Annotated in this window: 18 protein-coding genes; 7 read left to right on the top strand and 11 right to left on the bottom strand. The window is 64.6% G+C overall.

The window, feature by feature from the left end; all coding sequences use genetic code 11:
- Window positions 1–80: 80 nt before the first annotated feature.
- Window positions 81–1412, bottom strand: a complete 1332-nt coding sequence (locus AOQ71_RS14210) for an IS1182 family transposase (protein ID WP_057742559.1) — start codon at window positions 1410–1412, stop codon at window positions 81–83.
- Window positions 1413–1594: 182 nt separating this feature from the next.
- Window positions 1595–2482, bottom strand: coding sequence for a 50S ribosomal protein L11 methyltransferase (locus tag AOQ71_RS14205; protein ID WP_057747304.1), 888 nt, complete (start codon window positions 2480–2482; stop codon window positions 1595–1597).
- A 162-nt stretch (window positions 2483–2644) separates the two neighbouring features.
- Here AOQ71_RS14205 and AOQ71_RS14200 point away from each other — a divergent pair, with 162 nt between their 5' ends.
- Complete coding sequence (locus AOQ71_RS14200; RefSeq protein ID WP_083514188.1) at window positions 2645–2800, top strand: Flp family type IVb pilin; 156 nt, start codon at window positions 2645–2647, stop codon at window positions 2798–2800.
- Window positions 2801–3111: 311 nt separating this feature from the next.
- Here the strand turns inward: AOQ71_RS14200 and AOQ71_RS14195 are convergent, their stop codons facing one another.
- Window positions 3112–4722: a phytoene desaturase family protein gene (locus AOQ71_RS14195; protein WP_057747302.1), complete on the bottom strand. Its 1611-nt coding sequence runs from the start codon at window positions 4720–4722 to the stop codon at window positions 3112–3114.
- A gap of 216 nt (window positions 4723–4938) precedes the next feature.
- Here AOQ71_RS14195 and AOQ71_RS14190 point away from each other — a divergent pair, with 216 nt between their 5' ends.
- Window positions 4939–7221 (top strand): spermidine synthase, encoded by a 2283-nt coding sequence (locus tag AOQ71_RS14190; RefSeq protein WP_057747301.1) that lies wholly within the window; start codon window positions 4939–4941, stop codon window positions 7219–7221.
- 106 nt (window positions 7222–7327) lie between these two features.
- Here the strand turns inward: AOQ71_RS14190 and AOQ71_RS14185 are convergent, their stop codons facing one another.
- From AOQ71_RS14185 to AOQ71_RS14170, 4 genes are all read right to left on the bottom strand, one after another.
- Window positions 7328–8266, bottom strand: a complete 939-nt coding sequence (locus AOQ71_RS14185; protein WP_245316877.1) for a glycerophosphodiester phosphodiesterase — start codon at window positions 8264–8266, stop codon at window positions 7328–7330.
- A 183-nt stretch (window positions 8267–8449) separates the two neighbouring features.
- On the bottom strand, window positions 8450–9232 hold the full coding sequence (locus AOQ71_RS14180; RefSeq protein WP_057747311.1) for a L,D-transpeptidase: 783 nt from the start codon (window positions 9230–9232) through the stop codon (window positions 8450–8452).
- A 406-nt stretch (window positions 9233–9638) separates the two neighbouring features.
- Window positions 9639–10400 carry an ABC transporter permease gene (locus AOQ71_RS14175; RefSeq protein WP_057747300.1) on the bottom strand — a complete coding sequence of 254 codons (762 nt, stop codon included), beginning with the start codon at window positions 10398–10400 and terminating at the stop codon, window positions 9639–9641.
- Window positions 10397–11320 (bottom strand): ABC transporter ATP-binding protein, encoded by a 924-nt coding sequence (locus tag AOQ71_RS14170; RefSeq protein ID WP_057747310.1) that lies wholly within the window; start codon window positions 11318–11320, stop codon window positions 10397–10399. The genes AOQ71_RS14175 and AOQ71_RS14170 overlap by 4 nt, the downstream gene beginning before the upstream one ends.
- Window positions 11321–11595: 275 nt before the next feature.
- Between AOQ71_RS14170 and AOQ71_RS14165 the strand changes: the two genes are divergently transcribed.
- Window positions 11596–12312 (top strand): hypothetical protein, encoded by a 717-nt coding sequence (locus AOQ71_RS14165; protein WP_057747299.1) that lies wholly within the window; start codon window positions 11596–11598, stop codon window positions 12310–12312.
- Between the two features lie 105 nt (window positions 12313–12417).
- Here the strand turns inward: AOQ71_RS14165 and AOQ71_RS14160 are convergent, their stop codons facing one another.
- Window positions 12418–13269 (bottom strand): alpha/beta fold hydrolase, encoded by an 852-nt coding sequence (locus AOQ71_RS14160; RefSeq protein ID WP_057747309.1) that lies wholly within the window; start codon window positions 13267–13269, stop codon window positions 12418–12420.
- 126 nt (window positions 13270–13395) lie between these two features.
- Here AOQ71_RS14160 and AOQ71_RS14155 point away from each other — a divergent pair, with 126 nt between their 5' ends.
- On the top strand, window positions 13396–14016 hold the full coding sequence (locus AOQ71_RS14155) for a CGNR zinc finger domain-containing protein (protein ID WP_057747298.1): 621 nt from the start codon (window positions 13396–13398) through the stop codon (window positions 14014–14016).
- Between the two features lie 124 nt (window positions 14017–14140).
- Complete coding sequence (locus AOQ71_RS14150; RefSeq protein WP_057747297.1) at window positions 14141–15094, top strand: LysM domain-containing protein; 954 nt, start codon at window positions 14141–14143, stop codon at window positions 15092–15094.
- A 7-nt stretch (window positions 15095–15101) separates the two neighbouring features.
- Here the strand turns inward: AOQ71_RS14150 and AOQ71_RS14145 are convergent, their stop codons facing one another.
- Window positions 15102–16175: a tartrate dehydrogenase gene (locus tag AOQ71_RS14145; protein WP_057747296.1), complete on the bottom strand. Its 1074-nt coding sequence runs from the start codon at window positions 16173–16175 to the stop codon at window positions 15102–15104.
- 123 nt (window positions 16176–16298) lie between these two features.
- Here AOQ71_RS14145 and AOQ71_RS14140 point away from each other — a divergent pair, with 123 nt between their 5' ends.
- Together AOQ71_RS14140 and AOQ71_RS14135 are read left to right on the top strand one after the other, a co-directional pair.
- Entirely contained in the window at window positions 16299–17216 is a 918-nt protein-coding gene (locus AOQ71_RS14140) for a LysR family transcriptional regulator (RefSeq protein ID WP_057747295.1), read from the top strand.
- 40 nt (window positions 17217–17256) lie between these two features.
- A complete protein-coding gene (locus tag AOQ71_RS14135) occupies window positions 17257–18081 on the top strand; it encodes an aspartate dehydrogenase (RefSeq protein ID WP_057747294.1) in 825 nt (274 codons plus the stop codon).
- A gap of 3 nt (window positions 18082–18084) precedes the next feature.
- Here the strand turns inward: AOQ71_RS14135 and AOQ71_RS14130 are convergent, their stop codons facing one another.
- Together AOQ71_RS14130 and AOQ71_RS14125 are read right to left on the bottom strand one after the other, a co-directional pair.
- A complete protein-coding gene (locus AOQ71_RS14130; RefSeq protein ID WP_057747293.1) occupies window positions 18085–19389 on the bottom strand; it encodes a PQQ-dependent sugar dehydrogenase in 1305 nt (434 codons plus the stop codon).
- Between the two features lie 144 nt (window positions 19390–19533).
- Entirely contained in the window at window positions 19534–19743 is a 210-nt protein-coding gene (locus tag AOQ71_RS14125; RefSeq protein WP_057747292.1) for a hypothetical protein, read from the bottom strand.
- Window positions 19744–19879 lie beyond the last annotated feature (136 nt).

Here is a 19879-nt window from a genome sequence, read left to right as displayed (position 1 = left end):
TTCGATATTAAAGAGTGGGTAGCGCCCGCGCTGATGTCGGGGGCCGTCGATGTCGAACCGCCGGGGGATGGCTGTGCTGTCTATGCTTTTGCCAGTTGGTGTCCTTGCAGGATGTTGTTGGTGAGGGCGTACCAGAGCACGACGGCACGGACCTTCTCGATGCCGCGCACGGTCAATTGCCTGAGGTCCCAGTTCCGCCACCGGGCATGGATGCATTCGCAGATCGTGCGGGCTTTGTACTGTGCCTTGCCGGCTTCGCTGGCCATGCGGGCCCGCCAGGCCGCGACGCCAGGACCGTCGCTGCTCCGAGGTAAAAAGGGATCGACACCGCTCCTGGAGTTGGGCGGAGGACAGTAGACCTCGACGCCTTCACCGTGCGCCCATTCGATGTCCTCGCCGCTGCAGAACCCGCCATCGGCGAGGTAGCGACGCGGCAAGCGCTTCAGCCGAGTGCGCGTTCGCTCCAGCATCGGCCGCATCAAGCCGCGATCTGATCCGTTGTTGTCGATGTCGACCGTGACCACGATCAGTTCGCCGGCCGCGCTGGCCACCTGCACATTGTAGGCGGGGCGGAAGCCGGCATCTGCCATCTTCATCACCCTTGCCTGCGGGTCGGTGGTGGAGGCCCGGGGCTCCTTCGGCTTTTTGCCATTGCCGCCTTTTTCGTCGAGTTGCTTGCGCTTCCGCTTGATCTCGTCCAAAGCCCTCTGCGCAGCCTGCACCCGCTCACTGCGTTCGCGTGCCGCGCGCTCTCTGGCCGCCCTGATACGCCGGCTGCTGGCTTCCGGATCCGCATCGACCTCGCGCTTGAGCTCTTCCACCACAGCCTTCGCTTGGGCCATCTGCCGGCCGAGCGTTGCCTCCCGCCGGAACGAGCCGGCCCCCGCATTCGCCCGTATCCGCACCCCGTCCTGGGTCAGCTTCTCCAGATCAATCAGCCCTGCCTCATTCAGAGCCACCAGATGTTCGACCAGCAAACGGTCCAGCAGGTCCGCGCAGCCGACCCGGAAATCCGACAGTGTGTGATAGTTCAAAGACACGCCGCCGCAGAGCCAGCGGTAGACGTCGTGACTGTCGCAGAGCCGATCCAACGCCCGCGCGCTGCCAACGCCATCGCTCGTGGCGTACAGCCAAAGCGCCAGCAGCAGCCGGGGTGATGGCGCCGGATGGCCCGGCCTGTTTTCCCGTGCCTTAACCCGATCTTCCAGCTCGCTCAGGTCGAGCCCCTCGACATAAGCCCAGATCACCCGGGCCAGATGATCCTGCCCGATCAGGCTGTCGATATCGACCGCCCGCAATTCGACCTGATTGCGCACGGGCTCGCGCAGCCGAGGTGCACCCCGCGGCACCGCTTCGGTTCGTGGCGCCGACTGATCCGGCAATTCGCCAAAAAGTCCCTCGTCAGCCATCATCCTCTCCAGCAGATCAGTCTGCCTAGAGAATCACATTCGCCCGACACGCGGTACAAAAGATTCACAGTCTCGTAGGGTGGGTTAGCCGAAGGCGTAACCCACCGCTGTGTGTAGCCGTCGAGGCAGAAGAGGTGGGTTACGCCGAGCAGATGCGCTTCGCGCATCTGCGGGGCAAACCCAGCCTACGAGACCTTCCTCAGCAACAAGCTGCTCCACCCCTCAATCCGCAGATGCCGCAGCGGCACCAGGCCGCGCGCGCGGTAGGCGGCGATTACTGCGGGGGCCTGGTGGGTCAACAGGCCGGAGAGGATGACGCGAGCGCCGGGCGCAAGATGCCGGGCCATCGGGCCCGCCAATTGCCGCAGCGGATTGGCCAGGATGTTGGCTAGCACCAGGTCGAACGGGCCGCTTTTGGCAAAGTCCGGCGCGGCAAAGCCGGTGGCGCGGATCACCCGCACATATTGACCTGTTTCGTTCAGGGCGGCGTTCTCGGCTGCAACCCGCACCGAGGGCGGGTCGATGTCCGAGGCCAGCACGGCGCGATGCAGCGCCTTGGCCGCGGCGATGCCCAACACGCCGGTCCCGGTGCCGAGATCGAGCACGCGCTTCGGCTGCGCGCGCTTCAGGATATGGTCAAGCAGAAGTAAACAGCCACGCGTGGTGCCATGGTGTCCGGTGCCGAAGGCGAGGGCCGCCTCGATCTCGATGGCGAGCTTGTTTGGCGCCACGCGGTCGCGGTCGTGGCTACCATGGACGACGAAGCGTCCGGCCGGCACCGGCACGAGGTCCTCCAGGCTGGCCTTGACCCAGTCCTTGGCTTCGACCGTGTCGAATGCAAGCGTCGCGGCGATGTCATTTCCCGCTGAAGTTGCAACGAGTTCGCGGAGCAGTTCGTGATCGGGCGCCTCTGCAAAATGCAGCGTGACATCCCATTGTCCATCCGGTCGTTCGAAAGCGGCAACCGCAGCATCGCCCTCGAAAAAGACTTCCGTCAGCAGGTCGACGACACGCCTGGCAGCAGCCTCGTTGCCGATGGAAAAGCTGGCGCGATGGGTGGGAGAAGGCTGCATGCTCAGGGTTCCATTGGATTCAATTTGGAGAACTTTTGTTCCCAATTTTCCGCATAACTTGCGGTTCCCGGGTTAACCGGACTGTAGGTTGTGCCCCGTAGAATCCCCGACGTTCCAACCAACACCGCTCGGAATCGAAAACGGAGGCGAGTCTTGAAGCACATGATTTTGAAGTTCTGGTCCGATGAATCCGGCGCGACTGCCATCGAATACGGCCTGATCGCGGCCGGCATCGCGCTGGCCATCATCACCGTGGTGAACAGCCTGGGCACCACGATGAACGACAAGTTCGGTTCGATTAGCACCTCCTTGAAGTGATTTCAGCCTCCCATTTCCCAGCGGGGCCATTTTCTTCATAGACGGCTTTTTTCGACGACCGCCTGCCAGGGAGTTGCCCCCTGGTAGGCGATGTCGTTTTGGGAGCAAGCGAGGCTGACATCGTCGCCTGTGCCCACAGGTTGTCCACTCGCGATCGTGAAGTCTTCCACCGGCTTGTCCGCGGTCTATCCAGCCCCTTCTCCACAGCTTGATCCCTCGATGTACCTGGCGGTCGCGTGAGGATCCCACCGCTTCACCACAGCCCTGCCAACAGGTCTGTCCACAGCCCATCCACAAGCCCATCCACAGACCTATCCACGGCCTGCGAACAGGCTGCGGTGATCGCGCAGGATCGCCTGCGCCGCGTTGTGGCCGGGGGCGCCGGTGACGCCGCCGCCGGGATGGGCCCCTGAGCCGCAATGATAGAGGCCCTTCAGGGGCCCGCGATAATCGGCATGACCCAGCATTGGCCGCGCCGAGAACAGCTGGTTCAGCGTCAGCGCGCCATGGAAGATGTCGCCCCCTAGCAGGCCGAATTGTCGCTCGAGATCCAGCGGGGAGAGGATCTGGCGGCCGAGCACGCTTGCCGCAAAGCCCGGCGCGTAACTGTCCACCGTCGCGATCATGAGATCGGCGACCTCCTCGCGATGATCATCCCAGGATTTGCCGTCGGGCAGGTCCGGCGCGACGTGTTGGCAGAACAGGCTGGCGACGTGCTTGCCCGCCGGCGCGAGCGTGTCGTCGAGCGTCGAGGGGATCAGCATCTCGACGATCGGCTGTTTGCTCCAGCCCTGCGCCCGCGCGTCGAGCCAGGCGCGGTCCATGTAGGCCAGGCTTGGTGCCACGATGATGCCGGAGGTGAGATGATCGCCGTCGCCAGGCAGCGCCGTGAAGGTGGGCAGGCGGTCCAGCGCCACGTTCATGCGGAAGGTGCCGGAGCCGTTCTTCCAGTGCCGGATGCGGGCGAGGAAATCTGCGGGCAGTGCGTCGGCTGCGATCAGCTGCGTGTAGAGCAGTTTGGGATTGACGTTGGCCGCGACGTATCTTGCGCGGATCATGGTGCCGTTCTCCAGCACCACGCCGGCGGCGCGGTCGCGCTCGACGATGACCTCGCGCACGCCGGCATCGAGATCGATCGTGACGCCGCGCGCGCGGGCGGCGCGCGCCATGGCCTGCGTGATCGCACCCATGCCGCCGATGGCGTGGCCCCAGACGCCTTTCTTGCCGTTCACCTCGCCGAAGGCGTGATGCAGCATCACATAGGCCGAGCCGGCCGCATAAGGGCTCGCGTAGTTGCCGACGATGGCATCGAAGCCGAACAGCGCCTTGACCAGATCGTGCTGGAAGCGTTCATCCAGCATCTCGCCGGCCGATCGGGTGAAGAGATCGAGCAGGCTGCGGCTTTGCTCCAGCGTCAGGGCGCGCAGGATGTTGGCTGTCGCCAGCGCATTCGCGGCCTCGCGGATCGCGCCGATGCCAAAACTGTCGAGCAGGTTCGGCGGCGCGCGCAGCACGAACTGTCGCAGCACGTCGGCGATGTCCTCGAGCTCGCGCGAAAAACCATCGAGCGCATCGGCATCGCGCGCGCTGAGCCGCGCAACCGACGCCTTGGTCCGCCCCTCGCCGGTAAGGAGATAGCTGCCGTCGGGCGCGGGCAGAAAATTCTGCGCGCGCCGTTCGACCACGCGCAGGCCTTGTTCTGCAAGTCCGAGGTCGCGGATGACTTGCGGATTGAGCAGGCTTACCGTGTAGGCCGCGACCGAGTTGCGAAAGCCCGGATGAAACTCCTCCGTGACAGCCGCTCCGCCGACCACCCTGCGGCGCTCGACCACATGCACGCGCAGGCCCGCCATCGCGAGATAGGCCGCGCAGGTGAGGCCGTTATGGCCAGCGCCGATGATGACGACGTCGGTTTCGGTCATGATGAGGTCTAATGTTCCGCTGTCATTCCGGGATGGTCCGAAGGACCAGACCCGGAATCTCGAGATTCCGGGTTCGCCTCTTCGAGGCACCCCGGAATGACATCTCTATATCAAGCATTCCCGCCTGCAACATCACGAGACCATTTATTGCCCGTTCAGGCGTGGTGTGCTCCATTGCGCGCGCCCGGCGCGCGCCGGAGGAATGCCGGAGCTCCCATGGATTCGATCGTGCAACCCGCTGCCACGGAGCAGCCGTCCGCCTTGCGCAACCGGCTGCTGCTGACAGTCTACACGTCCGCGATTTTCGTCAGTGCGCTGTTGCTGTTCTCCGTGCAGCCGCTGTTCACGAAAATGGTGCTGCCGCGGCTCGGCGGCTCGCCGGCGGTGTGGTCGGTGGCGATGGTGTTCTTCCAGTCGTTGCTGCTGGCGGGCTATGCCTATGCGCATCTGCTGATGCAGGTGAAAAACCGCCTGGTTCCGGTCGTGGTGCATCTGGTGCTGCTGATCGCGGCTTTCGTGACGCTGCCGCTCGGCATCGCCAGCGCCTATGGCGAACCGCCGGCGTCGGGCTATGCGCTGTGGCTGCTCGGCCTGTTCGTGATGTCGATCGGGCTGCCTTTCTTCGCGCTCGCTGCCAACAATCCGCTGCTCCAGGCGTGGTTCGTTCGCACCGGCCACCCTGATGGCGACGATCCGTATTTCCTCTATGCGTCGTCGAACATCGGCAGCTTCCTCGCGCTGCTGTCCTATCCCTTTCTGCTGGAGCCGATGTTCACGTTGCACACGCAGAACCGGCTCTGGACCGGCGGCTACGGCCTGCTGATCCTGCTGATCGCCGCTTGCGGCGTGCTGTTGTTGCGCTCGCCGAAGCTTGCATTGGCCGATATGCGTGCCGAAGAGGCGAATGCGCCGGCGCCAGGCATCGTGACGCGGCTGCGCTGGATCTTCCTCGCAGCAGTCCCGTCAGGCCTGCTGATCGCGGTCACCGCGCATATCTCCACCGACGTCGCGGCGGCGCCGCTGCTATGGGTACTGCCGCTGTCGCTGTATCTGCTGACCTGGGTGGTGGTGTTTCAGTCGCGGCCGCTTTTGCCGCACAAATGGATGCTGTTGCTCCAGCCTGCCGCGATCGCGGGCGTCGTCATCCTGCTGGCCTTCGGCGGCGAGCAGAATCTGCTGCTGACGCTTGGCGGCCATCAGCTCTGCTTCTTCATCATCGCCATGGCCTGTCACGGCGAGCTGGCGCGGACCCGCCCGGCCGCCAAATATCTCACCGGCTTCTATGTCGCGCTGTCGTTCGGCGGCATGGTCGGCGGTCTCTTTGCGGGCCTCGTCGCGCCCTTCACCTTCTCCTGGATCGCCGAATATCCGATCCTGATCGCGCTTGCCGCGCTGTGCCGGCCGTCGGCGAACGAGCGTCCTGCGGTCATCGTGAAATGGTATTGGCTGGCACTGGCCGTGCTCGCGGTCGTGTTGATTGCACCGTCTTATACGACGGGCAATGTTTCGACCTGGTTCGAGGATCAGCGCGTCTGGGTCGCTGGCGCCGTCGGCGTGCTGGCTGCGCTGCTGGCGTTCGCACTCAATGCCAGTCGCTGGAAGATCTTTGCCACTGTCGCGCTCGCGCTCGCATTGATCCGAATCTATCCGGCCGACGAAGGCCGGGTCACCACGGTGCGCAGCTTCTTCGGCGTGCACAAGATCGTGGAGACGCCGGGCGGCTATTTCCATGTGCTGATGCACGGCACCACGATTCACGGCGCCGAGCGCTTCCGCAACAATGATGGCACGCCGGTCACCGGCCGGCCGGAGCCGATCACCTATTATCACCGGGACGGCGGCATCGGGCAGGCCATCACAGCGATCCGCGAGCGTAAAGGCGCGCCGCTCAAGGTCGCGGCGATCGGCGTTGGATCAGGCACGCTCGCCTGCGCCGCCGAACCCGGCGAGGACTGGAAATTCTTCGAGATCGACCAGTCCATGGTCGATGCTGCGCGCGATCCCAAAAACTTTCGCTACATCTCGAGCTGCCTGCCGGACCTGAAGCCGGTCATCGGCGACGCGCGCCTCACCTTCGCCAGAGAACCCGACGGCATCTACGACCTCATCATCGTCGACGCCTATTCGTCGGATGCGATCCCGATTCATCTCGCGACCCAGGAAGCAATGAAGATCTATAAGGACAAGCTCGCCCCCCACGGCGCGGTGGTGATGCACGTCTCCAACCGCCATCTCGATCTCGAGCCCGTCGTGGTCGGCATTGCCGATGCCAACGATCTGAAGAGCTGGGTCTATGACGAGGATTCGGGGCGCGACGCCGATTACATCTTCTCGACCGACGTCGTCATCTCCGCGCGCGAGGCTGAAGACGTCGGCAAGCTCGCGTCCTCCAAGCAGTGGGAGGAGACCGACGCGGACGAGAAGGTGCGGGTCTGGACCGACGACTATTCCAACATCCTCGGCGCGCTGTATCGGCGCTTGCGGTTCGGGGAGCAGTAGCGCTTCGTAGCCCGGATGGAGCGAGGCGTAATCCGGGACCCCCTGCGCTTGGGCCACACCGCTTCCGGATTTCGCTGCGCTCCATCCGGGCTACAAGGTGGAGGGCTTACGGCTGGACCGGTGTTCCCGCCGGCAGCTTTACGCCTTTCTCGCCGGCCACCTGCCGCAGCAGGTCGGGTCTGTCGGAGATGATGCCGTCGACGCCGAGCTCGATCATCCGGGCCATGTCGTCGGGCTTGTTGACGGTCCAGACCACGATGCGCAACCCAAGCGTATGCGCCTCTGCGACGAGTGCCGCGGTCACGTCGCCGAAATAGGGTGACCACACCGCGCCGCCCGCGGCCTTGATGGTCCGCGGCAGCGAGCCGCCGTGATCGGCCGGGTTGAAACCCGCCGTCCAGCTGGTGGCCTTGTCGAGGGCGATCGTCGGTGCCGGGCCGCGCTGCAGTGTCAGATAAACCGTCGGAATGGCCGGGGCCTGCTGCTGGACGAGGAGCAAGGTCCGCCAGTCGAACGACTGGATCATGACGCGGCCCGAGAATTTTTCGTTCTCGATAACCCCGAGCAGCTTCGTGACGAAGGGCTGCGGCTCCAGCGATTCATCGGGATGATCGGGATCGATCTTGGTCTCGATGTTGAAGCGCACGCGGTCGTTGCCGGATTTGCGCACCAGTGCGAACAGCTCCTTCAGCGTGGGAATGCGCGTCCCCGGCACGGCACGCTGGTCGGGAAACTGCTTCGCATAGGCGCTGTCCGGCCGGATCCGGCCGACGTCGTAGGTCCTGACGTCGGCGAACCGCAGCTTGACGAAGGGCGTGCCTGGTGCCGTGACATAGGTGCCACCAGCATCCCGCGCGAGGTCGGGATTGAGCCCGCGCTCATGCGACACGACCACCTCGCCGTCCGAGGTCACGCCGACATCGAGCTCGAGCGTGTCCACGCCCATCGTGAGTGCGTTGGCGAAGGCCGGCAGGGTGTTTTCCGGCAGCAGCGCCCGTCCGCCGCGATGCGCCTCGAGATCGAAAGCCATCGCGTTGCCAGTCATGGCTCCTCCTGCAGCGAGAAGACAGATCGTGCCGAGCAGGTGTGCAGGACGAAATGACATCATGACCGCGAATGGCAAGAGGAACCGCAGCCTAAGCCGGACCGACCAATAATCGGCATCGACAGCGCCGTCCACCCCGTGAGAGTTCGGCGTCGGGGCCGGCGCCGAACTCAAGCGATAGCGTCAGTTCTGGTAGTAGTAATTGCGCGGCTGATAGTATTGGCGCGGCTGCGGCTGATAGTAATAGCCCTGCTGGCTATAGGCCGGGTCGTAGGTCGGCTGCTGCGGTTGCGGCAGCTGCTGGTAGACCTGGGTGCCATAGGGGCGGGTGATCGGGCGCGGCGCCGGATAGCGCGCGCCGGTGTCGCTGCCGTCGGCGGGATAGATGTAATTGTCGTCGTAGCGCCGCGCTGGCTGCATCGGGGGTGTCAGACTGACGGGATCGCCAGAGGTGGCGTACTGCTGCTCCTCGGCCGGCTGCTGGGCACGGGCCACCGCATTGTTGGCGCGGCCGCGCGGGTTGCGGGCCAGCGCGACCTGCGCCGAGCCGGTCAGCGTCACCGTGGTGTTGAGCACGCCCTGCTCCTGCACCAGCGCGTAGAGTGTCGAGGCGTTCTGACGCGACAGCCGCACGCAGCCATGCGAGGCGGGCGTGCCCAATCGTCCGACCGAGTCGGTGCCGTGGATGGCGTGCCCGATCTTGGTGAAGAAGATCGAGTGCGGCATCGGCGCGTCGTCGAATTCCTTGGAGAAGTGATCCTCTTCCATGCGGAAGGCGCGGAACGAGCCATTTGGCGTCTCGCGCGAGGGGATGCCTGTCGACACCGGCCAGCGGTAGCGCGTCACGCCGTCGACCGCGACGGTCATCTGCTGATTGTCCTTGTCGACGGTAATGTCGACCTTGGCCTGCGCGGTGCCCGCGCTCAAGAGCATCAACGAAGTGAAAGCGATAAGAAACGAACGCATCTGACGTCTGGCCTCCGGCCTGTTCTTGCTAGCGCCGCGGCTCTCCGTCCCCGGCATGCACTATGCCTGCAATCCGGCTTTCGTTCCAGCGGCCTGCCTAGCTCACCTTCCTGCCATCGTTAACGCGATGCCGGGCGTAAGCAAGGCCGCTTTGTGCCGCGCCGGCGCTGCCGGTGCTGACATTTTCGCGAGCGGGCGGACGTTCATAACGCCGACAATTCATGACAAAGGCGCAACCATTTGGCCGCCTTGCGCGTTGATGGTGGCCCTTCCAGACGCGGCTTTCGCCGCCGTCCATCGCTTGGACTGATGAACTTATGTCGCAGTAGCCCGGATGGAGCGAAGCGCAATCCGGGGTCTTTGTGCCTGAGGTGACGGCTGTCCCNTCCGGGCTACTGATCCGCAATCAGTTCTTCAGCCGATATCCGGTCCGGAAGATCCACCAGATCACGGCGAGGCAGATCGCCAGAAACGCCACCGTCATGCCGATGCTGATGGACACGCTGACGTCAGCGATCTCGTAGAAGCTCCAGCGGAAGCCCGAGATCAAATAGACGACCGGGTTGAGCAGGGCCAGCGTGCGCCAGGTCGACGGCAGCATGTCGATGGAATAGAAGCTGCCGCCGAGGAAGGTCAGCGGCGTCACCACCAGCATCGGGATCATCTGCAGCTTCTCGAACCCGTCGGCCCAGATGCCGATGATGAAGCCGAACAGGCTGAACGTCACCGCCGTCAGCACCAGGAAGGCCAGCATCCAGACCGGATGATGGATGTGCAGCGGCACGAACAGGCCGGCTGTCGCCAGGATGATCAGGCCCAGAATGATCGACTTGGTCGCGGCGGCGCCGACATAGCCGAGCACGATCTCGAAATAGGAGATCGGCGCCGACAGGATCTCGTAGATCGTGCCGGTGAATTTCGGGAAGTAGATGCCGAACGAGGCGTTGGCGATGCTCTGCGTCAGCACCGACAGCATGATCAGGCCCGGCACGATGAATGTGCCGTAGCTGACGCCTTCGACCTGGCTGATGCGCGAGCCTATCGCAGCACCGAACACCACGAAATAGAGCGAGGTCGAAACGACAGGCGAGACGATGCTTTGCAGCAGCGTGCGCCAGGTGCGTGCCATTTCGAACAGATAGATGGCGCGGATGGCGCGGTGGTTCATGACGTCCTCACGAGGTCGACGAAGATGTCCTCGAGCGACGATTGGGTCGTGTCGAGATCGTTGAAGCGGATGCCGGCGGTGCGGAGGTCGCTGAGCAGGCTGGTGATGCCGGTGCGCTCGCCCTTGGTGTCGTAGTCGTAGACCAGCGTCGCCCCGCTGTCGCAAAGCTCGAGCTTGTATTTGCTGAGGCTCTCCGGCAGCGCGCCGAGCTTACCCTGCAAATGCAGCGTCAGCCGTTTCCTGCCTAGCTTCTGCATCAGGGTCGTCTTGTCCTCGACCAGCACGATCTCGCCCTTGTTGATGACACCGATGCGGTCGGCCATCTCCTCGGCTTCCTCGATGTAATGCGTGGTCAGGATGATGGTGACGCCGGATTGCTGTAAGGCCCGCACCACTTCCCACATGCCCTTGCGCAGCTCGACGTCGACGCCGGCGGTCGGCTCGTCCAGGAACAGGATCTGCGGCTCGTGCGAGAGCGCTTTCGCGATCATCACGCGGCGCTTCATGCCGCCGGACAGCGTGATGATCTTGTTGTCCTTCTTGTCCCAGAGCGACAGATCCTTGAGGATCTTCTCGACCAGGGCCGGATTCTTCGGCTTGCCGAACAGGCCGCGGGAGAAGCTCACCGTCGCCCACACGCTCTCGAAGGCGTCGGTATGGAGCTCCTGCGGCACGAGGCCGATCAGCGAGCGCGCCTTGCGGTAGGAGATCTGGATGTCCTCGCCACCGACCAAAACCTTGCCTTCGCTCGGATTGGCGATGCCGCAGATGATCGAGATCAGCGTGGTCTTGCCGGCGCCGTTGGGGCCGAGCAGCGCAAAGATCTCGCCGCGCCTGATGTCGAGATTGACGTTCTTGAGTGCCTTGAATCCGGACCCATAGGTCTTGGACAGGTTGGCGACGGAAATGATGGAGGACATGGGGGCCGCTAGGGTGGGGGGATGCACCGGAACCTGCGCCCTGGCGGGCTCGTCCGGCGGACCCCCGAAATAGGAATGGCCTTGCCCGGTCGCAATCGCCTTGAGAAAAATGGTCTCAAAACCGGCCCATTGGTGGTAGGTTTCGAGCAGGTGTTGCGCGATGGTCACGGATTGCGGCGAAGATCGCCGTTCACGCGGCTCTTTGTTGCGTCTGCGAGCAAGCCAAGGCTACGATTCCAGCCAATCGCGAAGCGTATGTCCCAGGGAAAACATCAATGAGACTGAACGGCCGTCACACCGCCGGCGCAAGCCAGTTGCCCGCCCTCCGCGTGTGGGCGATCTGCCTGCTCCTGCTGTCAGCTGTTGCCATGAGCCCGTCCCCCGCCAGGGCGGCGCCGAGCCAGGCCGCTGCAACGACGCACGTCTATCTGCTCCGCGGCGTGCTCAACATCTTCTCGCTCGGGCTCGACACGATCGGTGCAAGGCTCGAGGCGCAGGGTATCCCGGTGACGGTCGCGAACTTCGTGTCCTGGTCCTCGCTCGCCGATGAAGCCGCGACCGCCTACAAGGCCGGCCGCCTCAAGACCATCATCCTGGTCGGCCATTCCTCCGGCGCGACCGCGCTCCCTGACATGATCGCCAAGCTGAACCAGCTCGGCGTGCCCGTGAAGCTCGCGATCGGCCTCGACTCCGTATTCAAGACCAGGCTGTCGACCGGCGCCGAGCGCTACATCAACATCTATATCGGCGACGGTCCGGGCGAGCCGGTGCGCGCCGCGGCCGGCCTGCGCGGCAAGCTCGACAATGTCGACGTGCGCGGCAGCGGCGTCGGCCACATCACCATCGACAAGAACGAGGCGATCCAGCGCCGCGTCATCGCCGAGATCGACGCCGCGATCGCCCGTTGGCACGGTCCGGCACCTGTCGCCGAGCCCGGCGCGGCGCCGCGGGCCGCGCGCTCGGCGGCGGCGACGGCGCCGGCGAGGAACTGAGGCCTGGCGCCAGCGAATGCTGATCTGATTGTGCCGCCGCCGACTTGATTGTCGGCGGCGGCCTTGTCTTGTCCGCGCTGCCGTAACGCCGTGGTCGCGCGTTCGCTATGCGAGAAAGGCGCGGATGGCCTCCGCGATCTCACTTGCGTGCGTCTCCAGCGCGAAATGTCCGGTGTCGAGGAATTTCACCACCGCATTTGGATTGTCGCGCTTGTACGCTTCTGCGCCGGGCGGGATGAAGAACGGATCGTTCTTGCCCCAGACCGCAAGGATGGGCGGCTTGTGCTTGCGGAAATAGTCCTGGAACGCGGGATAGAGAGCGACATTGCTCTTGTAGTCGCCGATCAGATCGAGCTGCACCTCATCGGCGCCAAGGCGTGCCAGGTAGAAATTGTCGAGGTTCTGGCCGTCAGGCGATACGGCCGTCGGATCTGGGACGCCATGCGTATACTGCCAGCGTGTCGCATCCGGTGTGAGAAAGCCGCGCAGCGCCTCGCGATTGGCGGGCGAGGGATCCTGCCAATAGGCCTTGATCGGCGTCCAGCCGTCGCTGAGGCCCTCCTCATAGGCATTGCCGTTTTGCGAGATGATCGCGGTGATCCTTTGGGGATGGCTGAGCGCGAGCCGGAAGCCGGTCGGCGCGCCGTAGTCGAAGACGTAGACGGCGAATCGATCGAAGCCGATCACCTCGGTGAAGCGCTCGATCACGCGCGCAATGTTGTCGAAGCTGTAGCTGAAGGTTTCGCGCGAAGGCATGTCCGACTGGCCGAAGCCGGGAAGATCAGGTGCGACGATGTGAAACTTGTCCGTCAGCAGCGGGATCAGGTCGCGGAACATGTGACCTGCGCTCGGGAAGCCGTGCAGCAGCAGAAGCTTCGGCGCGCCGACGCGGCCGGCCTCGCGATAGAACACCTTGAAGCCGTCGACGTCGGCGGTGCGATAGGTCGTGCGGGCCATGAGCCTCTCCATTTCGAGTAACCTATTAATTGGCAGTAAGACGGTTATTTTGATATTAGTAACTTGTCAACAGCTAATTTGATGGTTACGTTCGCCATGCCCACCCGGAATCGTCAGGGATCACCCATGGACAGACCGCCTGCCGTATTCATCGCCGACTCGCTCGGGCTGGATTTCCTCAATTCGATCGCGACGCCGGTCGATACGCCCGTCGACTGGATCGACGATGGCGATGGGCTGATCGATTGGCTGGCGCAGGCGAAGCTGGTGCCCACGGACGAACTGGAGGCGTTGAGGGCACGTGCGAAGCCTGATGAGTTGGACGAGGTTGCCGATCAGGCGCGGGCCTTGCGCGAATGGTTCAGGGGCTTTGTCCGCAAGCATGCGGGCCGACCGCTCGCGGCGACGGCGCTCAAGGAGCTCGGTCCGCTGAACAGCCTCCTGGAACAGGACGAGGTCTTCAGCCGGATCGAACCCCGGCACGACGACAGCCATCGTGGCCTTGCGTTGCGGACCACGCGGCACTGGCGATCACCACGGTCGCTGCTGTTGCCGATCGGTGAGGCGATGGCGAAGTTCGTCTGCGACGAAGACTTTTCCGACGTGAAGGCGTGCGAGGGCCATAATTGCACGATGCTGTTCGCGGACCACACCCGTCGCCGCGCGCGGCGATGGTGCATCATGGCGGTCTGCGGCAACCGAGCCAAACAGGCGGCGCATCGCAGCAGGCTCAAGAGCCGGCAGTGATCAGCTGATCGCGCCCACGGAGCCGGTTGACCGGGCCGGTTTCGTGCCGCAAAAACCACCCAATCGGCGGTCAAGAACCGCCGCGGGGAGGCCCCTGCCTCCCGTGGTGGGACTGTAGGACTTGATGATTGATCCCAGGCGACTTGTGGTGTTGGCAGCTTGCGCGCTGCTCGCCTTCAATCCCGGTCTGGCTGCGGCCTCACCCGCAAAGCCAAAGCCGGCTGCAGTCCCGGTGGTCGCGCTGCCGCCTCCGGCTCCGCCGGTCGAGCCGCTGCCGCCGCCGAAGATTTATCTGTTCCGCGGCGCCATGGGGCCGTTCTTCTCGACCGGCATCGATCGGCTCAGCGAGAAGCTGACCAAGGCCGGCTTCTCGGCCGACGTCTACGAATTCACCTTGTGCCGGCTGATCGGCAATCGCGCGATCGACAGCTACAAGGAGAGCCCGGCGCCGATCGTGCTGATTGGCCATTCCATGGGTGGGCTGTGCTCGGTCATCATCTCCGAGATGGCAGCCAAGGAGAACATCCCGATCAGCCTCGTCATCGCCATCGACCCCGCGCACGCAACCGACGACGTGCCGCTCAATGTCGAGCGCTTCATCAACATCTTCCTGTCCGACAGCGTGCTCGGTGGTGGCGATGTGGTGGCGGTGCCTGGCTTTCGCGGCCATTATGCCAGCTACGATTTGAAGCTGAACGGCCGCGTCACGCACATCAACATCGAGAAGTCGGACGACATCCATCGCCAGATCGTCGACATGGTGACGCAGTTGCCGCGTATCCAGGCGCAGACCCAGGCTGACGCCGTGCCGCTGCGCTATCAGGTCCCTGGGGACACGCTCGTTGAATTGTGGGACAGCGGCGTGCGCATACCGGTCCGCACCGGCGATACGATGGAGAGCATCGCGGCAACCCATCGCGTGCCGGTCTGGGCCATCGCGCAGAGCAACTCGCTGGTCGAGAACGCCACGCTCACGCCGGGCCAGTCCATCGTCGTGCCCAGACATTTGGCGCCGCCGGACGCCGCAGCCGCAATGGCGGCGCCGCCGCCGGCGGCACCTTCGGTGCGCAAGAAATAGCTTTTCCTCAGACGTTCGAGCCGTGGATCGCGTCGATCACGGCGTCGGTCACGTCCTTCGTCGTCGCCTTGCCGCCGACGTCAGGCGTCAGCACGCCGGCGGCGCAGACCTGCTCGACCGCCTTCATCAACCGCGCGGCCGCGTCCTTCTCGCCGAGATGCTCCAGCATCTGCGCGCCGGTCCAGAACGTCGCGACCGGATTGGCGATGCCCTTGCCGGTGATGTCGAAGGCCGAGCCGTGGATCGGCTCGAACATCGAGGGGAAGCGGCGCTGCGGATCGATGTTGCCGGTCGGCGCCACGCCGAGGCTGCCTGCGAGTGCGCCGGCGAGGTCGGAGAGGATGTCGGCGTGGAGGTTGGTCGCAACGATGGTGTCGAGGCTCTTCGGATGCAGCGTCATGCGCACGGTCATGGCATCGACCAGCATCTTGTCCCAGGTCACGTCAGGGAATTCGGTCGCGACTTCCGCGGCGATCTCGTCCCACATCACCATGCCGTGGCGCTGCGCGTTCGACTTGGTGACCACGGTCAGGAACTTGCGCGGACGCGACTGCGCGAGCTGGAACGCGTAGCGCATGATCCTGCTGACGCCGACACGGGTGAAGACCGCGACTTCGGTGCCGACCTCCTCGGGCAGGCCTCTATGCGCGCGGCCGCCCATGCCAGCATATTCGCCTTCCGAATTCTCGCGCACGATCACCCAGTCGAGATCGCCGACGCCGACGTTACGCAGCGGCGAGGCCACGCCCGGCAGAATCTTGGTCGGCCGCACATTGGCGTATTGGTCAAAGCCCTGGCAGATCGGCAGGCGCAGGCCCCACAGCGTGATGTGATCGGGCACGTCAGGTGCGCCGACCGCGCCGAAATAGATCGCGTCGAACTTCTTCAGCTCGGCGAGCCCATCGGCCGGCATCATCACGCCGTGCTTCTTGTAATAGTCCGAGCCCCAGTCGAAGGTTTTGACATTGAAGGCGATGTCACCGCTGCGCTTCGCCAAGGCCTCAAGCACGCGGATTCCGGCCGAGATCACCTCGGGACCGATGCCGTCGGCGGGAATGGCTGCGATCGAATGTGTGCGCATGGGAAGGCTCCGTTTGGGATGTCGCGCGGTAAGCTTAGGCCGGGCTATGAGGCGGATTCAATTGCCGCTGGTTTATACAAAAAAATGATATAATCATCGCTTGGTGGGACGAGGGAATGTTTGATGGAATTGCATCAGCTCCGATGCTTCGTGGCGGCGGCCGAGCAGCTGCATTTCGGCCGCGCCGCGCAGCATTTGCAGATGCTGCCATCTGCGCTCGGCCGCCAAATCCGTCTGCTGGAAGAGGATCTGGGAACGCGACTATTCGCGCGCACGACCCGGGCAGTCTCGCTCACCGAGGACGGCACCACCTTGCTGCGTGATGCCCGCGCAATCCTTGCCAAGGTGGAGGCGGTCGAGAGCAATCTGCGCAATCGCTCCCGCGCGGGCGCAGCGCGACGGCTGCGGATCGGCGCCGTCGACAGCGCTGCGGCGGGGCTGGTGCCGCCGCTGCTGCGTGACTTCCGCAGCAGGCATCCCGAAGTTTCGGTCCAGCTTCTGGAGGACAAGACCGTCAGGCTGTTGCCAAAGATCCTGACCGGCGCGCTCGATCTCGCTTTCGTCCGTCCGCCCGATCGGGCGGACAAACGGCTCGAGTTTCGCCCGTTGCTTCAGGAAACCGCGATCGTGGCGTTTCCGCAGCGCCATGCGCTCGCGGCACGGAAATCGATCACGCTGGCGGACATTGCGGGCGAGGCGATGCTGGTGCCGGATCGCCGTTCGCGGCCGGACAGCTACAACCTCACTGTCAAGCTGTTCGAGCAGGCGGGCCTGACGCCGCGCATCGTGCAAGTCGCGGACGAGAAGCAGACCATCATCAATCTCGTGGCAACCAAGCTCGGCGTTGCCATCGTGCCGCGCTGGACCACGCGGATGGCGGTTTCGGGCGTGCGCTTCGTGCCGCTCCGTCTGAGGCAGAGCGGCCCGGCCGGCCGGCTGCCGCTGGCGGCGGCCTGGCTGCGCGGCTCAAATGATCCGGCCCGCGATGCCATGCTGGCGGTGCTGGAGGGGCGCCTGCGCTCCTATGCGCGGGAGGCGTGAGGGGCTATGACACGGGCTTGGACAAAAGAGGTATGACGCGATGACTGGGCAGAAAGCTTCGAACGAGTTGCGGGTGGCCATCGCCGGGCTGGGTTCGATCGGCAGCAAGATCGCGACCGCGCTCGATCATGGAATCGAGGGGTTGATGCTGTCAGCCGTGGCCGTGCGCGATCCCGCCAAGCATCAGGCGTATCTGGGCGGCCTGCGTCACCAGCCGCAAATCCTGCCGATCGATCAGCTCGGCGAGGTCGCCGACATCGTGGTCGAGTGCGCGCCGAGCAGCCAGTTGCGCGCGATCGTGGAGCCCGCGGTGAAGCGAGGCAGGTCCGCAGTCGTGGTCAGCGTCGGCGGTTTGCTCGACAATTTTGATCTCATCGATCTCGCCCGCGCCAAGGGCGGCCGCATTCTTGTCCCGACCGGCGCGCTGATCGGGCTCGATGCCGTCAACGCCGCCGCGCTCGGCACCATCCATTCGGTGAAGATGGTCACGCGCAAGCCGATCGACGGGCTGAGAGGCGCGCCGTTCATCGTTCAGAACAACATCGACATCGATAATCTGCGCGAGCCGCTCAAGCTGTTCGAGGGCAGCGCGCGCGACGCCGCAAAGGGCTTTCCTGCCAACGTCAATGTCGCCGTGGCGCTATCCTTGGCGGGCATCGGGCCCGACCGCACCCAGATCCAGGTCTGGGCCGATCCCACCGTGACGCGCAATGTTCATCGCATCGAGGTCGAAGCGGATTCGGCGCGATTCTCGATGGGCATCGAGAACATCCCGTCCGAAAATCCCAAGACCGGGATGATCACCGCGCTGTCGGTGATCGCACTGCTCCGCAAGCAGCGCGCCACGCTGAGCGTTGGGACGTAATTCTTAAGCGCCCGTCACGCGCCAGATCACGTTGCCGACGTCGTCGGCCATCAGCAGCGATCTCTTGTCGGGGCCGATCACGACGCCGACCGGGCGGCCGTAGGATTCCTTCTCGTCCGGGGACAGGAATCCCGACAGGATGTCGCGGCCGGGGCCGGAGGGCTTGCCGTTCGCGAACGGGACGAACACCAGCTTGTAGCCGGACAGCGTGCTGCGATTCCACGAACCGTGCTGGCCGATCACCATGCCGTCTCCGAACCCCGGCAAGGTGCCTGCGGGCATCCAGCACAGGCCGAGCGACGCAGTATGGCCGCCGAGCGCGTAATCAGGTTGAATCGCCTTGGCGACCATCGCCGGATCTTGCGGCACGCGGTCGTCCACCGTCTTGCCCCAATAGCAATAAGGCCAGCCATAGAAGCCGCCCTCGCGCACTGACGTGAGATAGTCCGGCGGCGTCTCGTCGCCGAGTCCGTCACGCTCGTTGACGACGGTCCAGAGCGCGCCGGTGTTCGGCTCCCACGCAAGCCCGACCGGATTGCGCAGGCCGCTCGCGAAGATGCGATGGGTACCGGCGACGAGATCGAGCTCGTACACCGCGGCCCGGCCTTCCTCCACCTCCATGCCCATCTCGGCGATGTTGCTGAGCGAGCCGACGCCGGCATAGAGCTTCTTGCCGTCGGGGCTTGCGAGCAGGCTGCGCGTCCAGTGGCCGCTCGGCTTGAACGTGGTGAGCCGCTTGCCCGGCGCAGTGATGCGATCGGCATTGGCGACGTAAGGAAAGGCCATCACACCGTCGGTGTTGCCGACATAGAAGGTGTCGCCGACCAGCGCCATGCCGAACGGCTGGTTGAGGTTCTCCATGAAGGCGCCGCGAACTTCCGCGACGCCGTCGCCATCCTTGTCGCGCAGCAGCGTGATGCGGTTGGCGGAGACGCCGAGCGCCGCGGCACGGCGCATCGTTGCCTGCATCGCATAGTGGAATACGCTGCGCGGGGGGCCTGCGATCTGCGTCGCTTCAGCGATCAGCACGTCGCCATTGGGCAGCACCTCGATCCAGCGGGGATGGTCGAGATCGGTCGCGAACGCGTTGACCTTGAGCCCGGCTGCGGCCGTCGGCTTTTGGCCCTGGCTCCAGCCGCGCGCGGTCGGCATCTTCAGGGTCGGGATCGCGCCTTGCGGCTTGGCTTCGGGAATGGCCGGCGTCTGGCCCCAGGCCGGTGCGGCCTCGGTGCCGGTCAGCTTCCGCCATTGCAGCGCGATGCCACCGAGGACTGCGACGAACTGCGCGAAGATGCTGGAAAAGGTCATGCGAAGCCCCTGTCGAAGTTTGGTCGCGCCCATTTTGCGCGCGCATCCAACTGGGTGGCGGTCAAAAGGTCAACCGGGGCGGAACTGGCCCGGTGTCTATTCCCGGGGAATGGCTGCTGATCGAATTTGCATAGGAGATGCTGATCAGTGCCGGACCTGCCGCTCCGCCCGTCGCGCGTGCCTGAAATCGTCGAGGTGATGAACGTTCGGGGTGAACGCGGCCTCCTTGGCGAGGAGATGATAGACGCGCGCGACCGTGCGCTGCTTCAGCTTCGGCCGCCCTGGCGGCAGCGCGCGCGCCTTGCGGACTGCCGCAATCGCGTGCGCACGAAAATAATCATAGGCGTCCGACATGGCGCGATGCTCTGCGTCTGGTGCAGGTGTCGCGGGGCTAACGGGTGAGGGGAGAGGCGGTTCCTGCCTGATCCCGCGCTTACCAATCCGTCATCCTGAGGTGCGAGCCAGGGCGCGCAACGCGCGCCATGGGGAG

Origin of the sequence: Bradyrhizobium manausense (genome assembly GCF_001440035.1) — a bacterium.
Lineage (GTDB): Bacteria > Pseudomonadota > Alphaproteobacteria > Rhizobiales > Xanthobacteraceae > Bradyrhizobium > Bradyrhizobium manausense.
This window is presented reverse-complemented; position numbering and strand designations above follow the sequence as displayed.